This is a genomic window from Brevundimonas sp., from assembly GCF_041648115.1.
GTDB lineage: Bacteria > Pseudomonadota > Alphaproteobacteria > Caulobacterales > Caulobacteraceae > Brevundimonas.
On sequence record NZ_JBAZPR010000015.1, the window covers coordinates 52,931 to 67,250 of the forward strand.

Below are 14,320 nucleotides of genomic sequence, written 5' to 3' on the forward strand. Positions count from 1 at the left end.
CGCCATGAAACTCGGCACCCCGCTTTCCGACACCGCCGTCCGCGTCATGCTGCTGGGCTCCGGCGAACTGGGCAAGGAAGTCGCCATCGAGCTTCAGCGGCTGGGCGTCGAGGTCGTCGCCGTGGACCGCTATCCCAACGCCCCGGCCATGCAGGTGGCGCACCGCAGCCACGTCATCCCCATGACCGACCCCCAGATGCTGAACGGCCTGATCATGGCCGAGGCCCCGCACTTCATCGTGCCCGAGATCGAGGCCATCGCCACCGAGGTTCTGGCCGATATCGAGGCCGCCGGCATGGCCGTGGTCATCCCCACCGCCCGCGCCGTGCAACTAACCATGAACCGCGAGGGCATCCGCCGCCTCGCCGCCGAGGACCTGGGCCTGGCCACCAGCCCCTACGCCTTCGCCGGTTCGGCCGAGGAACTGGCGGCCGGCGCCGAGACCGTCGGCTATCCCAACTTCGTCAAGCCGGTCATGTCCTCGTCCGGCAAGGGGCAATCCTTCGTCGAAAGCGCCGATGAGATCGCCGACGCCTGGACCTACGCCCAAGACAGCGGGCGCGTCGCCGGCGCCCGCGTCATCGTCGAGGGCCGGATCGATTTCGACTTCGAGATCACCCTTCTGACCGTCCGCTCGCGCGCCGCCGACGGCGAAACCCGCACGGACTTCTGCGCTCCAATCGGCCACCGCCAGGTCAAGGGCGACTACGTCGAGAGCTGGCAGCCCCAGGCCATGACGCCCGTTGCGCTGGCCGCATCGCAGGACATCGCCGGCAAGGTCACCGACGCGCTCGGTGGCCTCGGGGTCTTCGGCGTCGAATTGTTCGTCAAGGGCGACCAGGTCTGGTTCTCCGAGGTCTCGCCCCGCCCCCACGACACCGGCCTGGTCACCTTGGCCAGCCAGACCATGAGCGAGTTCGCCCTGCACGCCCGTGCCATTCTGGGCCTGCCGGTCGATGTGACCCAGCGCGAGCCGGCCGCCAGCGCGGTCATCTACGGCGGCATGGAGGCGCAAGGGGTCGCCTTCGAGGGTGTCGCGGAAGCCCTGTCCGTCCCCACCGCCGACCTGCGCCTGTTCGGCAAACCCGAAGCCTTCGAGCGTCGCCGCATGGGCGTGGCCACGGCGCGCGGCGCCGATGTCGAGGAAGCCCGCGAACGGGCGCGAGAAGCCGCCGGGCGCGTGAAAGTGGTGCGGGGCTGACTCCGACCGTCTCCTCCCCATGCAATGGGGAGGGGGACCGCGCGTAGCGTGGTGGAGGGGCTCTTGAAGTCCCACGGACGCATGTGATGCGTCGCAGAACCCCTCCGTCACGGCGCGAAGGCGCGCCGCGCCACCTCCCCGCTCCGCAGGGAGGAGAATTGTGATCCTGCATTTCTACGACTTTAGTCGATTGGCCTTGTCCCGCATTGTGGTGCAAACCAAGGGCGAGGGCCGCAGTCAGCCGGCCGGGAGGGATCTGTCGTGGGCAAACTCAGCACACCCATAATTTTCGGCGCCATCGCCATTCTGGGGGCCGTGTCCTTGGGCATCATCGCCCTGCATCAGGGCGAGAGCATCAGCGCGGTCTGGATGGTGGTCGCCGCCGTCTGCACCTACGCCATCGCCTATCGGTTCTACGCCCGCTTCCTGGCCAACAAGGTGCTGAAGCTGGACCCCGCACGTCTGACGCCGGCCATGCGCCGCAACGACGGGCTGGACTATGTGCCGACACCCCGCAACGTCCTGTTCGGTCACCACTTCGCCGCCATCGCCGGCGCGGGGCCGCTGGTCGGGCCGGTGCTGGCCGCCCAGATGGGCTATCTGCCCGGCGTGCTGTGGATCCTGGTCGGCGTGGTTCTGGCGGGCGCGGTTCAGGACATGATCGTCCTGTTCATGTCCACCCGTCGCGACGGCAAATCTCTCGGAGATATGATCCGCACCGAAATGGGCACCATCCCCGGCATCATCGCCCAGGTCGGGGTGCTGATGATCATGGTCATCATCCTGGCCGTTCTCGCCCTGGTCGTGGTCAAGGCCCTGGCGGAAAGCCCCTGGGGCACCTTCACCGTCGCCGCCACCATCCCAATCGCCATCTTCATGGGCCTGTACACCCGCTATCTGCGGCCGGGCCGCGTGGGCGAGATTTCGGTCATCGGCGTCGTCCTGCTGATCCTGGCCATCATCGGCGGCGGCCATGTCGCGGCTGATCCGTTCTGGGGTCCGGCCTTCACCCTGACCGGCCCGACCCTGGCCATCCTGATGATGATCTACGGCTTCATCGCCTCGGTCATTCCGGTGTGGCTGTTGCTGGCCCCGCGCGACTATCTGTCGACCTTCCTGAAGATCGGCGCGATTGTGGCCCTGGCCATCGGCATCATCATCGTGCGTCCGCACCTGCAGATGCCGGCCGTCACCCCCTTCATCGACGGCACCGGCCCGGTCTTCGCCGGCGCCCTGTTCCCCTTCCTGTTCATCACCATTGCTTGCGGAGCGGTCTCCGGCTTCCACGCCCTGATCTCGTCGGGCACCACGCCCAAGCTGCTGGAGAACGAGAACCAGATCCCGCTGATCGGCTATGGCGCCATGCTGTGCGAAAGCTTCGTCGCCGTCATGGCCCTGATCGCCGCCACGGTGCTGGACCCGGCCGTCTATTTCGCCATGAACAGCCCGGTCGCCATCATCGGCAACGACGCGGTCTCGGCCGCCGCTGCGGTCGCCCAGTGGGGCTTCCACATCACGCCGGGAGAGCTTGAGCAACTGGCCCGCGACGTGGGCGAGAACTCGATCCTGTCGCGGGCGGGCGGCGCACCGACCCTGGCGGTCGGCATGGCCCACATCCTGTCCAGCGTCATCGGCGGCAAGGCCATGATGGCCTTCTGGTATCACTTCGCCATCCTGTTCGAAGCCCTGTTCATCCTGACCACGGTCGACGCCGGCACCCGTGTCTGCCGCTTCATGATCCAGGACCTGCTGGGCGTCGCCGTGCCCAAGATGCGCGAGACCAAGTCGTGGGGCGCCAACGTGGTCGCCACGGCCCTGACGGTCGGTCTGTGGGGGTATTTCCTCTACACCGGCGTGGTCGATCCGCTGGGCGGCATCAACAGCCTGTGGCCCCTGTTCGGCATCGCCAACCAGATGCTGGCCGCCGTGGCCCTGATCCTGGGCACCGTCGTCCTGTTCAAGATGAAGCGCGAGAGATACGCCTGGGTCACGATGATCCCGGCGACCTGGCTGCTGATCTGCACCCTGACGGCCGGCTTGCAGAAGCTGTTCCACCCCGAGGTCCGCATCGGCTTCCTGGCCCACGCCCGCAAGTATCAGGAGGCTTTGGGCGCCGGCGAACTGATCGCCCCGGCCAAGAGCGTCGGCGACATGCACCGCATCATCGTCAACGACTACGTCAACTCGGTCCTGACAGCGGGCTTCCTGTTCGTGGTGGTCACCATGGTGATCTACGGCGTGCTGGCGTGCCGCAAGGCCTATGCGAACAACCGGCCGACCGTGCGCGAATATCCCGAAGCGCACGACCTGACGCCGGCCGACGAAGCGGCGGACATCGCCCGTGCTTAACCCCTCGAACGACGACCTGCTCTGCCTGTGCCGCGATACCGCCCTGCGGTGGGGTCGCGGCGTCAGGCGCACGGCCGGTCTGATGATCGGCCAGCCGGACTATGAGACCTACGTCGCCCACGCGGCGGCGACCCATCCCGACCAGCCGCCGCTGGACAAGACGGCCTTCTTCCGCCTGCACGAACAGCGCCGCTTCGGCGGCGCCGGCGGCTTCAAATGCTGCTGATCTAGAGGCCGCTGGCGGGGGTTGAGGCCCTCGCCCGATCCTCCGCCTGCAATGCGGCGATGGCGGCCTCCATCGCAGGGTCGTCACCCGCCCGACGCTGGGCCACGCTACGCGGCGCGGCGATATCCGGCGTCACCCCATGCTTCTCCAGCCGCATGCCGCCCGAGGTCACGAAGTCCGCCCGGCTGAGCGTCAGTTTCCCACCGTCGGGCAGGTTGGTTTCCTGGGCGATCAGCACCGATCCGCCCGTCTTCTCGCCCACCACGATCCCGCGCCGCGCCTCCTGTAAGGCCGCAGGCGTCAGTTCCGCCGCGCTGCGGCTGCCCTGATCCACCAGAACCGCGACGGCGTTCGCCAGCGGATCGCGCCGGTCGCCGCAGTCCCCCGCCGCCCGCAGCACCACCGGCCGGCCGCTTCGTCCCGTCCGCGTCGCCCAGACCTGGTCGCGCGGCAGGAAACAGGTCAGGACCGATTCCGCCTCCATCAGCCGCCCGCCCGGATTGCCGCGCAGGTCCAGCACCACATCGACATCGGCGGGCAGACCTTCCAGTTCGCTGCCCATCCACGGCCCAAGCCCCTTGTCGAACTGCTCGACCCGCAGCACCAGCACGCCGGGCCGCGAGGTGTCGGCGGTGAAGGGCTCGACCGCATCCATGATGCGCGGCGTCAGGGTCGTCTCGCGACGCTGCCCCGTCTCGTCGGTCAGGACCAGATGCACCGGCACGCCCTCGTGCGTCTCGACATCCGGGCCCCAGGGTTGACCGTCCACGCTGTTCAAGGCCCAGCCCAACTGCACCCCCGCCTCCTCAGCCGGAGAGCCGGGGCGGATGCGTTCGACGGTCCAGTCGTCGGGCGTCTGGCCCCGCATCAGGGTCAGCCCCATCACGGCGCGCCGGGCGAACTGCGCCTCCTGACGCCGAACCGCAGCCGGCGGACTGGCGGCGGCATGACCGTCGTCCAGCAGTTCCAGCATCTGGTTGACGACCCGGTACAGCCCTCGCTCGTCGGTCGCCGCCAGGGCCTGGGGCCGGAACTGCGCCCGCGCCGCATTCCAGTCCACGCCGTGCAGGGTCGGTTCGTAATAGCCGCGCCGGACCTCGGTCCACACCCGGTCGAACACCCTCTGGTTCAGCCGCACGCGCTCGCGAGTCGGCGGCGCCGCGACCTGATTGAGGACGGGCTGGGCCACGGCCGGAACGCTCAGCGGCAGGCCGAGCAACAGGAGGCTGAAAATCCGGGCGGAAGCTCTGAGACGCATGGACGGCATCTGACGCTCTAAGCCTCTCGCGCTCAAGTCACGACTGCGCGTCATTCCGGGACGCGTTTCCCGTCCCAGGCGAAGACTCCGCCGCTGTCGGCCGGGGTCAGGTCCGACAACACCGCCAGCAACCGCTCTGCGGAATGGTCGGCTGTGAACAGCTTGCCCTCGGCCACCCCCTTCTGGAACGGCGCGCTCAGCCCCGTATCCACCGTGCCGGGGTGAAGGCCGGCGATCACCGCCATCGGGTGACTGCGCGCCATCTCGATGGCCAGATTGCGCAGGATCATGTTCAGCGCCGCCTTTGACGCGCGATAGGCGTGCCACCCGCCCAGCCGATTGTCGGAAATCGATCCCACCCGCGCCGACAGGGCCGCGAACACCGCCCTCTCATTGCGCGGCATCAGCGGCGCGAAATGTTTGGCGACCAGGGCCGGCCCCACGGCGTTGATCCGATAGTCCCGCATCAGATGCTCGGCCGTCATTGCCTTGAAGGACCGTTCCGGTTCGAACCCATCATGCAGCACGCCGGTCGCGATCAGGACCAGGCGCACGGACGGCCCCTTTCCTACCAGGCCAGCAGCAGCGGCGATGGAGGCTTCGTCTTCCAGGTCGAGGCCGCCCTGGGATCGCGACAGCCTGTGGACCGTCGCATAATCCCCGCCGCGCTCTACTGCGTCGGCCAAGGCGGCGCCGATCCCGCCCGAAGACCCGATGACGACCGCCGCTGCATCCCTCATCGTCCGCCGCTCCATCGCTCAATCACCAGACCAGAATGCCCGAGACACGTTGACACGATAAGTTCTTTGTATTTTAAAGTACTCATCTCAACGGAGTTCCCCATGCGCAGCCCCCTGCTGTCTCTCTCGCTTCTCGCATTCGCCTGCCTGTCCGCGCCCGCGATGGCCCAGACGCCAGCGCCCCAAACCACCGCGGTTACCCCGGCCGCCGCGACCGCCGTGATCCGCCAAAGCGATCTCGTCGCCGAATATTTCGCCGCTCCGGCGGGTGCGGCGTCGCGCGGCGCCGTGGTCGTGCTGGGCGGGTCTGAGGGCGGCTTCAACGGCTCTCGCGCGATGGCGCGCCGGCTGGCGGCCGACGGACTGGACGCCATCGCCGTCTCCTATTTCGGCGGCCCCGATCAGACGGCCAAACTGGACCTCATCCCGATAGAGCCTGTCGGCAAAGCCATCGACTGGCTGCGGGCGCGCCCCGGCGAGGGCGACGAGCCGATCGCGGTCCTGGGCGTCTCGAAGGGGGCCGAACTTGCCCTTTTAACCGCCAGCCGCGACGACCGCATCAAGGCCGTCGTCGCCGGCGTGCCCACAAACCTCGTCTGGCAAGGCATCGACATGAGCGGCGGCGAGACCGGCGCCTCCTGGACCGCCGCCGGCCAGCCCCTGCCCTATGTGCGCTACGAGATGCCGAACGGCTTCCAGGGCGTCTATCGCCTGTATGCCGACAGCCTGCCCAAGGCGTCACCGGACGCCGAGATCGCGGTCGAGCGGATCGCGGGGCCTGTGCTTCTGGTCTCGGCGACCGACGACGGCCTGTGGCCCTCGACGGACATGGGACGGCGCATCGAGGCGCGGCTGAAGGCCCACGCCTTCGCCTATCCGGTGACGCACCTAGCCTATGACCATGCCGGACACGGCGTCTTCGGCCCACCCATGGCCGAGGCTTCGCCCAATGTCCGCGCCCAGCTGCCCTTCCTGGGCGGCACGGCCGAAGGCCTGGTCGCGGCGCGCAACGATGTCTGGCCCAGGACCGTCGCCTTCCTGAAACAGGCGCTGGCGGACTGACGCAGGCTTGCGATCCGGCGCGTGACGGGCCAAAGCGGCCCGTCGCAACCGGACCCTGCCCATGCCCATCACCACGGTCGGCCTCGATGCCGACGACACCCTTTGGCACAACGAGACGATCTTCCGCCTGACCCATGCGCGGTTCGTCGATCTTCTGGCCGACCACGGCGACGAACCGACCATCGAGGCGCGCCTCGCCGAGACCGAACAACGCAACCTGCGCCTCTATGGGTATGGCGTGAAGGGCTTCACCCTGTCGATGATCGAGACGGCGATGGAGCTGACGGGCGGCGAGGCCCCGCCCCATGTGGTGCGCGAGATCCTGGCCGCCGGCCGCGAAATGCTGGCCCACCCGGTCGAGACCCTGCCCGGCGTGGACGAGGTGATCGCCGAACTGTCCGAAAAATACCGGCTCGTCCTGATCACCAAGGGCGACCTGCTGGACCAGGAACGCAAGCTGGCCGCCTCGGGCCTGGGCGAACGGTTCAGCGCCGTCGAGATCGTCTCGGAAAAGGACCGCGCCACCTACGACCGCGTCTTCGCCCGCTATGGCGCCGGCGCGGCCGAGGCCGTCATGGCCGGCAACTCCATGAAGTCCGACGTCCTGCCCGCCATCGCCGCCGGCGCCTTCGGCGTCCACATCCCCTACCACGTCACCTGGGCCCACGAACTGGCCGACGCCCCGGTCAACGAGCCCCGCTACGTCTCGCTGGCCCGCATCGGCGAACTCCCCGACTGGATCGCGGCGATCGCGGACGCATAAGGTCTTGCCCCCTCGCCACTCCCTCTCTAAACGGGCCGCTTAACCGATAAGCAGACGTGAGCGTCGCAGGGCCAGGCTCTGCGGGGACTTCTCGCGCGCCCAGAGAACGACAGAGAACGAAGGACGACGCAGCCCCTTGGACGCCTCGGACATCAGTCATGACGAACGCGACGCCATGGTGCGCGCGGCGCTGGCCGAACAGGGCGACAGCGGCGTGACCCCGCGTCACACGCGTTTCTACTTCTATGGCGAAGGCGACCACGGCGACCTGAACGAGGTCGCGCGTCGCGCCGGCTTCCTGACCGGAGGCGCCGACGATTCCACCACACTTGAGACCACCATGGCGGTGGACGAGGCGTCGTTCGCCGCGACCTCCGCCATGATGCAGACCTGGGCCGCGGCCTTCCAGCTGGACTACGACGGCTGGGACTGCGCGGTCGTGACCCATTAGCGTTCAATAAGAAGAAGAGCTGGCGATGCCCAAGCGCACAGACATCAAGTCCATCCTCATCATCGGCGCCGGCCCGATCGTCATCGGCCAGGCGTGCGAGTTCGACTATTCCGGCGTTCAGGCCTGCAAGGCCCTGAAGGCGGAGGGCTACCGGGTCATCCTGGTCAACTCGAACCCCGCCACCATCATGACGGACCCGGAGGTGGCCGACGCCACCTATATCGAGCCGATCACGCCCGAGATGGTCGAGAAGATCATCGCCAAGGAACGCCCCGACGCCCTGCTGCCCACCATGGGCGGCCAGACGGCGCTGAACACGGCCCTGGCCCTGGACGCGTCGGGCGCCCTGACAAAATACGGCGTAGAGATGATCGGGGCGAAAGCCGACGTGATCGACAAGGCCGAGGATCGCCAGAAATTCCGTGACGCCATGGACAAGCTGGGTTTGGAAAGCCCCCGCTCCAAGGCGGCTCATTCGATGCAAGAGGCGCTGGAGGGGCTTGAGTTCGTCGGCCTGCCCGCCGTCGTCCGCCCGTCCTTCACGCTCGCCGGCACCGGCGGCGGCATCGCCTTCAACCGCGAGGAGTTCGAGGAGATCGTCCTGCGCGGCCTGGACCTGTCGCCGACGACCGAGGTCCTGATCGAGGAATCGGTGCTGGGCTGGAAGGAATATGAGATGGAAGTCGTCCGCGACACGGCGGACAACTGCATCATCATCTGCTCCATCGAGAACATCGACCCGATGGGCGTCCACACGGGCGACAGCATCACCGTCGCCCCCGCCCTGACGCTGACCGACAAGGAATATCAGCGGATGCGGACCGGTTCGATCAACGTCCTGCGCGAGATCGGCGTCGAGACGGGCGGGTCGAACGTCCAGTGGGCCATCAACCCGGCCGACGGCCGCATGGTCGTGATCGAGATGAACCCGCGCGTGTCGCGCTCGTCCGCCCTGGCGTCCAAGGCCACCGGCTTCCCCATCGCCAAGGTCGCGGCGCGTCTGGCAGTCGGCTACACGCTGGACGAACTGACCAACGACATCACCCAGGTCACGCCCGCCTCGTTCGAGCCGAGCATCGACTATGTCGTGACCAAGATCCCCCGCTTCGCCTTCGAGAAATATCCCGGCTCGGAGCCCCTGCTGGGCACCTCGATGAAGTCGGTGGGCGAGGTCATGGCCATCGGCCGGACCTTCCAGGAATCGATGCAGAAGGCCCTGCGCGGGCTTGAGACCGGCCTGTCGGGCTTCGACGAGATCGAGATCGACGGCGTGGAAGGCGCGGACGGCGACACCGCCCGCAACGCCGTGGTGCGTGCGCTGGGCATCCCCACGCCCGATCGCATCCGCGTCATCGCCCAGGCCTTCCGCCACGGCCTGACGGTCGAGGAGGTCAACGCCGCCTGTTCGTATGAGCCGTGGTTCCTGCGCCAGATCGCCGACATCGTGCGCGAGGAAGGCCATGTGCGGGTCAAGGGCCTGCCGGCCGATCCGACCGAGTTCCGCCGCCTGAAGTCCAAGGGCTTCTCCGACGCCCGCTTGGCGCAACTGACCGGCGCGACCGAAAAGACCGTGCGCCTGGCCCGTCGCGGCCTGAACGTGCGCCCCGTCTTCAAGCGGATCGACACCTGCGCCGCCGAGTTCGCGTCGGCCACCGCCTATATGTATTCGACCTATGAGACCGGCGCCCTGGGCCAGATCCCCGAGTGCGAGTCCGAGCCGACCAACAAGAAGAAGGCCATCATCCTGGGCGGCGGTCCGAACCGGATCGGCCAGGGGATCGAGTTCGACTACTGCTGCTGCCACGCGGCCTTCGCTTTCGACGACATCGGCGTCGAATCGATCATGGTCAACTGCAACCCCGAGACCGTCTCGACCGACTACGACACCTCCGACCGCCTGTATTTCGAGCCGCTGACGGAAGAGGATGTGCTGGAACTGATCGATGTCGAGCGCTCGAACGGCGACCTGATCGGCTGCGTCGTCCAGTTCGGCGGCCAGACTCCGCTGAAGCTGGCCCATGCGCTGCAGGAAGACGGCATCCCTGTGCTGGGCACGTCCGTCGACTCCATCGACCTGGCCGAGGACCGCGAGCGGTTCCAGCAGATGCTTGAAGGCATCGGCCTGCGCCAGCCGCCCAACGGCTTGGCCCGTTCGGCCGAAGAAGCCGCTCAGAAGGCGGAAGAGGTCGGGTATCCCGTCGTGCTGCGCCCCTCCTACGTCTTGGGCGGCCGCGGCATGATGATCGTCCACGACCGCGAACAACTGGACCGCTACGTCCACGAGGCCATGCGCGTCTCGGGCTCTGACCCCGTCCTGATCGACCACTATCTGAACCGCGCCACCGAGGTGGACGTCGACGCCCTGTGCGACGACGAGACGGTGTTCGTGGCGGGCGTGCTGGAACATATCGAGGAAGCCGGCGTCCACTCGGGCGACAGCGCCTGCTCCATGCCGCCCTTCTCACTGTCGGACGAGATCGTCGCCGAGCTGAAGCGCCAGACCACCGAAATGGCCAAGGCCTTGAAGGTGCGCGGCCTGATGAACGTGCAGTTCGCCATCGAAGAGCCGCACAGCGCCGAACCCCGCATCTTCGTGCTGGAAGTGAACCCGCGCGCCTCGCGCACGGCGCCCTTCGTCGCCAAGACCATCGGTCAGCCGATCGCCTCCATCGCCGCCAAGGTCATGGCCGGCGTGCCGCTGAAATCCTTCGGCCTGGCGGACAAGCCCTACGACCATATCGCGGTCAAGGAAGCCGTCTTCCCGTTCGCCCGCTTCGCCGGGGTCGACACCATCCTGGGCCCGGAAATGCGCTCGACCGGCGAGGTCATGGGCCTGGACTGGAAGCGCGACGGCGAGGCCGACATGGCCCCCGCCTTCGCCCGCGCCTTCGCCAAGTCCCAGATCGGCGGCGGCACCACCCTGCCGACCTCGGGCTGCGCCTTCATCTCGGTCAAGGACGAGGACAAGCCCTTCATCGTCGATGCGGCCCGGACGCTGCTGGCCGAAGGCTTCACCCTGATGGCCACCGGCGGCACCCACACCTATCTGGTGGAACAAGGGCTGGAGGTCGGACTGGTCAAGAAGGTGCTGGAAGGCCGTCCGCACATCGTGGACGCCATGAAGAACGGCGAGGTCCACCTGGTCTTCAACACCACCTCGGGCAAGCAGTCGCTGCAGGACAGTTTCAGCCTGCGCCGCACCGCCCTGATGATGAAGATCCCCTACTACACCACCACCGCCGGCGCCCTGGCGGCAGCCCAGGCCATCGGCGCCATCAAGGCCGGCGACCTGGATGTCCGCCCGATCCAGGACTACGCCTGACGTTTACGAAATCTCCGGTTTCCGGATGTACGCTGCGAACGCGTAGCGGCTGGAAACCAGGGACATGCCGATCTCAAATCTCGACCTCGCCCTGATTGCGATCCTGATCGCTGAAGTCTTGGGGTTCGTCGCCTTCGCCAGGGACAAGCAAAAGGCCAAGGCCGGTCTGTGGCGCACGCCGGAGGCGACCCTGCTGCTGTTTGGCCTGATCGGCGGCCTGGGCGCCTGGATGGGTCAGCATCTGCTCCGCCACAAGACGCGCAAGGAGCCGTTCAGGACGCAGTTCGGCCTGGTCGTCGTGCTGCATTTGATCCTGCTGGCGGCCGGCGCCGCCTGGGTCATTCTGTAGCGGGATCGTCCTCACCCGCCACGATCCGCGTCGCGGCCAGGTCGGCGGTGACGTTGCCGACGGTGCGGAAGATGTCGGGAATGACCTCGACCGCCAGCAGCAGGGGCAGGACGCCCAGCGGCAGGCCCATGGCCAGGCAGATGGGGCCGATGGCGGCGAAGAAGCTGACCTGGCCCGGCAAGCCGACCGAGGCGATGGACACGGCGATGGCCGTCAGCCCGCCCGCGATCAACACGCCCAGGCTGAGCTCCACCCCATGCAACTGCGCCACATAGAGGCAGACCGCCAGGTTGGCGACGGGGCTGGTGATGCGGAAAACCGCCACCGCCAACGGCAGCACCAGACCAGCCGACGATTGCGGCACGCCCAGCCAGTCGCGCGCCCGCTCGATCATGACCGGCAGGCTGGCCAGCGACGACTGGGTCGAGACGGCGACGACCTGAGCCGGGGCCACGGCCCGAGCGAACCGGGCCAGCGAAATTCGTCCCCAGACGATGGCGACCACATAGGTGATCAGGATCAGGCCGATCTGGCTGAGGCAGACGATGGCGACATAGTGGGCCAGCGTCCCCGCCACCCCCAGCCCGGCCCGCAGGCCGACGCCCAGCGCCAGGGCGAACACGCCGAACGGCGCGGCCAGCAGCACCCAGTGGACGATCACGACCATCGTCTCAGCCACCGCCTCGAAGAAGCCGGCCAGCGGCCGGCGCAGCTCGGACTTGATCCGCGTCGCCGCAAAGCCGAAGGCGACGGCGAAGACCACGACCGCCAGCACCCCGTCGTCCGCCGCCGCCTTGATCACATTCGCCGGCGCCAAACTGGCCAGGAAGGCGCGCAGACCGTCCGTCCGCGCCGCCTCGCCCACGGTCGCCAGCGAATCGGCCGACACCCCCGCCAGCAGGCCCCTGCCGGCCTCCGGGTCGATGGGCCAGATCGCCAGCAGGCCCAGCCCCGCCAAGATGGCATAGACGGTGGCCCCGACCAGCAGCATGCCGAACACCACCAGCGACCGCACGGCGATCCGCCCCGTCGCCGCGGCATCGGCGATGGAGACGATGCCGGTCACAAGCAGGCTGAACACCAGGGGAATGACGGTCATCCGCAGCGCGTTCAGCCAGACCTGGCCCAGGCTTTCGACCACCCCCAGCGATCCGGTCAGCCAGGGGGCGTCGGTCCCTTGGGCCAAGGCCCCCACGACCACGCCCGCGACCAGGGCGGCGATGACGAAGAAGCTGAGCGAAGTGAAGAAGGCGGCGAAGCGAGAACGTGTCATGCGACAGGGCTAGCACTGCTTTCGCATCGCGCGAACACTGTCGTCGCAGGTCGAAACGCGATGTCGTTCCGCGCGTTGGGTGGGGGAAGGAGATCAATCATGTCCCGTCTGAACAAACTCGTTCCCATCCTCGGCGGCCTGCTGCTGTCCAAGGGCGGACGCCGCGTCGCCGGTCGCCATGCCGGCAAGCTGGCGCTGGCCACCCTGGCCTATGAGGTCTGGCGCAATCGCCGCGAAGGCGGCAAGCCGCAAATCACGCCTAAGCCGGCGCCCGAGCCCCGAGCGCGGTGGAGCGGTCGCCGGCCGCTATAGCGCTCGACTTCTGGGGCGGCGATGCGAATAGTCGCCTCTCGTCGCCTGGAGCCGACCCATGATCAAAGTCCATCACCTGAACGACAGCCGTTCCCAGCGTGTCCTGTGGCTGCTGGAAGAGCTGGGGGTGGACTATGAAGTCATCCGCTATGAACGAAATGCAGGCAACCGCCTGGCGCCGCCCGAACTGCTGGCTATCCATCCTCTGGGCAAGTCGCCGGTGATCGAGGACGGCGGGGTCAAGGTCGCCGAGACCGGGGCCATCGTCGAATATCTGCTCGACACCTACGGCCGGGGTCGGTTGCGGCCGGCGGTGGGGACCGAGGACGGTCGCCGCTTCACCTATTGGCTGCACTACGCCGAGGGCTCGGCCATGCCGCCCCTGCTGCTGAAACTGGTGTTCGGCATGCTTCCACGCCGCGCGCCGGCCCTGTTGAAGCCGCTGGTGAAGAGCATCGCGAACAAGGCCCTGACCAGCTTCGTCGATCCGCAGCTGAAGACTCATGTCGGCTTTTGGGAAGACGAACTGGGCCGGTCGGAATGGTTCGCGGGCGATCAGTTCACCGCCGCCGACATCATGATGAGCTTCCCCGTCGAGGCCGGCGCAGACCGGGCGTTCGACGCGGCGACGAAACCCCGCTTGAAAGCCTTCCTGGCCCGCATCCATGCCCGCCCCGCCTATCAGCGCGCCCTGGAGCGCGGCGGCCCCTACAGCTACGCGTGATCGGATCGTGATCGGGGCGACGCAACCTGTCGTCGCCCAGAACGTTAATAGGCCATGCGCCTTCAAACAATTCAGATCGTGGCCGGACTTGCAGCGGCCGTCGCCTTCATCCTGGCCTTCATGGCTGCAGGAGCCGCCCTTGTCTCGGGCCTGTTCATGCTGGCCGGTCTCGCGGCCGTCGCCTGGCTGGCCTACAGCCTGATCAAGGGCGTCCTGCGCCGCGATCCCAAGTCCGAACCTCCCGCCCGAGCCTGATGTTTTCATCGGCTCGGGGTCCCGCTCTTGAAAAC

Annotated in this window: 14 protein-coding genes; 11 read left to right on the forward strand and 3 right to left on the reverse strand. The window is 67.7% G+C overall.

The genetic code is table 11. The features are described from left to right. Nucleotides 1-4 precede the first annotated feature (4 nt). From purT to WC597_RS14130, 3 genes are all read left to right on the forward strand, one after another. Nucleotides 5-1,201 (forward strand): formate-dependent phosphoribosylglycinamide formyltransferase, encoded by a 1,197-nt coding sequence (purT, locus tag WC597_RS14120; protein ID WP_372694229.1) that lies wholly within the window; start codon nt 5-7, stop codon nt 1,199-1,201. Between the two features lie 261 nt (nt 1,202-1,462). Continuing rightward, a complete protein-coding gene (locus WC597_RS14125) occupies nt 1,463-3,550 on the forward strand; it encodes a carbon starvation CstA family protein (RefSeq protein ID WP_372694231.1) in 2,088 nt (695 codons plus the stop codon). Beyond that, entirely contained in the window at nt 3,543-3,776 is a 234-nt protein-coding gene (locus tag WC597_RS14130) for a YbdD/YjiX family protein (protein WP_372694233.1), read from the forward strand. The genes WC597_RS14125 and WC597_RS14130 overlap by 8 nt, the downstream gene beginning before the upstream one ends. A gap of 1 nt (nt 3,777) precedes the next feature. Here the strand turns inward: WC597_RS14130 and WC597_RS14135 are convergent, their stop codons facing one another. Together WC597_RS14135 and WC597_RS14140 are read right to left on the reverse strand one after the other, a co-directional pair. After that, nucleotides 3,778-5,034: a S41 family peptidase gene (locus WC597_RS14135; RefSeq protein WP_372694235.1), complete on the reverse strand. Its 1,257-nt coding sequence runs from the start codon at nt 5,032-5,034 to the stop codon at nt 3,778-3,780. A 50-nt stretch (nt 5,035-5,084) separates the two neighbouring features. Beyond that, nucleotides 5,085-5,774 (reverse strand): SDR family NAD(P)-dependent oxidoreductase, encoded by a 690-nt coding sequence (locus WC597_RS14140; protein WP_372694237.1) that lies wholly within the window; start codon nt 5,772-5,774, stop codon nt 5,085-5,087. Between the two features lie 102 nt (nt 5,775-5,876). Between WC597_RS14140 and WC597_RS14145 the strand changes: the two genes are divergently transcribed. From WC597_RS14145 to WC597_RS14165, 5 genes are all read left to right on the forward strand, one after another. After that, nucleotides 5,877-6,836, forward strand: a complete 960-nt coding sequence (locus WC597_RS14145) for an acyl-CoA thioester hydrolase/BAAT C-terminal domain-containing protein (RefSeq protein ID WP_372694239.1) — start codon at nt 5,877-5,879, stop codon at nt 6,834-6,836. A gap of 61 nt (nt 6,837-6,897) precedes the next feature. Further along, the gene (locus WC597_RS14150) at nt 6,898-7,599 is read left to right on the forward strand and encodes an HAD family hydrolase (protein ID WP_372694241.1); all 702 of its coding nucleotides are present in this window, start codon (nt 6,898-6,900) and stop codon (nt 7,597-7,599) included. 136 nt (nt 7,600-7,735) lie between these two features. Then, on the forward strand, nt 7,736-8,050 hold the full coding sequence (locus WC597_RS14155) for a hypothetical protein (RefSeq protein ID WP_236547491.1): 315 nt from the start codon (nt 7,736-7,738) through the stop codon (nt 8,048-8,050). 25 nt (nt 8,051-8,075) lie between these two features. Further along, on the forward strand, nt 8,076-11,372 hold the full coding sequence (gene carB / locus WC597_RS14160) for a carbamoyl-phosphate synthase large subunit (protein WP_372694243.1): 3,297 nt from the start codon (nt 8,076-8,078) through the stop codon (nt 11,370-11,372). 64 nt (nt 11,373-11,436) lie between these two features. After that, nucleotides 11,437-11,721 (forward strand): DUF1294 domain-containing protein, encoded by a 285-nt coding sequence (locus WC597_RS14165; protein ID WP_372694245.1) that lies wholly within the window; start codon nt 11,437-11,439, stop codon nt 11,719-11,721. On the opposite strand, the gene WC597_RS14170 is transcribed toward WC597_RS14165, so the two are convergent. Beyond that, nucleotides 11,711-12,994, reverse strand: coding sequence for a dicarboxylate/amino acid:cation symporter (locus WC597_RS14170; RefSeq protein WP_372694247.1), 1,284 nt, complete (start codon nt 12,992-12,994; stop codon nt 11,711-11,713). The genes WC597_RS14165 and WC597_RS14170 overlap by 11 nt on opposite strands. A gap of 99 nt (nt 12,995-13,093) precedes the next feature. Between WC597_RS14170 and WC597_RS14175 the strand changes: the two genes are divergently transcribed. The 3 genes from WC597_RS14175 to WC597_RS14185 are packed head-to-tail and all read left to right on the forward strand — an operon-like array spanning nt 13,094 to nt 14,285. Continuing rightward, a complete protein-coding gene (locus WC597_RS14175) occupies nt 13,094-13,306 on the forward strand; it encodes a cysteine protease (protein WP_372694249.1) in 213 nt (70 codons plus the stop codon). Between the two features lie 58 nt (nt 13,307-13,364). Then, nucleotides 13,365-14,030 carry a glutathione S-transferase family protein gene (locus WC597_RS14180; protein ID WP_372694251.1) on the forward strand — a complete coding sequence of 222 codons (666 nt, stop codon included), beginning with the start codon at nt 13,365-13,367 and terminating at the stop codon, nt 14,028-14,030. A gap of 54 nt (nt 14,031-14,084) precedes the next feature. Continuing rightward, nucleotides 14,085-14,285: a hypothetical protein gene (locus WC597_RS14185; protein ID WP_346494834.1), complete on the forward strand. Its 201-nt coding sequence runs from the start codon at nt 14,085-14,087 to the stop codon at nt 14,283-14,285. Nucleotides 14,286-14,320: the final 35 nt, after the last annotated feature.

Excerpts from the sequence above, each read along its gene's own strand:
- WC597_RS14185 (WP_346494834.1), top strand. The coding sequence starts at position 14,085 with ATGCGCCTTCAAACAATTCAGATCGTGGCCGGACTTGCAGCGGCCGTC.
- carB (WP_372694243.1), top strand. The coding sequence starts at position 8,076 with ATGCCCAAGCGCACAGACATCAAGTCCATCCTCATCATCGGCGCCGGC.
- WC597_RS14175 (WP_372694249.1), top strand. The coding sequence starts at position 13,094 with ATGTCCCGTCTGAACAAACTCGTTCCCATCCTCGGCGGCCTGCTGCTG.
- purT (WP_372694229.1), top strand. The coding sequence starts at position 5 with ATGAAACTCGGCACCCCGCTTTCCGACACCGCCGTCCGCGTCATGCTG.
- WC597_RS14165 (WP_372694245.1), top strand. The coding sequence starts at position 11,437 with ATGCCGATCTCAAATCTCGACCTCGCCCTGATTGCGATCCTGATCGCT.
- WC597_RS14135 (WP_372694235.1), bottom strand. The coding sequence starts at position 5,034 with ATGCGTCTCAGAGCTTCCGCCCGGATTTTCAGCCTCCTGTTGCTCGGC.
- WC597_RS14180 (WP_372694251.1), top strand. The coding sequence starts at position 13,365 with ATGATCAAAGTCCATCACCTGAACGACAGCCGTTCCCAGCGTGTCCTG.
- WC597_RS14170 (WP_372694247.1), bottom strand. The coding sequence starts at position 12,994 with ATGACACGTTCTCGCTTCGCCGCCTTCTTCACTTCGCTCAGCTTCTTC.
- WC597_RS14140 (WP_372694237.1), bottom strand. The coding sequence starts at position 5,774 with ATGAGGGATGCAGCGGCGGTCGTCATCGGGTCTTCGGGCGGGATCGGC.
- WC597_RS14150 (WP_372694241.1), top strand. The coding sequence starts at position 6,898 with ATGCCCATCACCACGGTCGGCCTCGATGCCGACGACACCCTTTGGCAC.
- WC597_RS14145 (WP_372694239.1), top strand. The coding sequence starts at position 5,877 with ATGCGCAGCCCCCTGCTGTCTCTCTCGCTTCTCGCATTCGCCTGCCTG.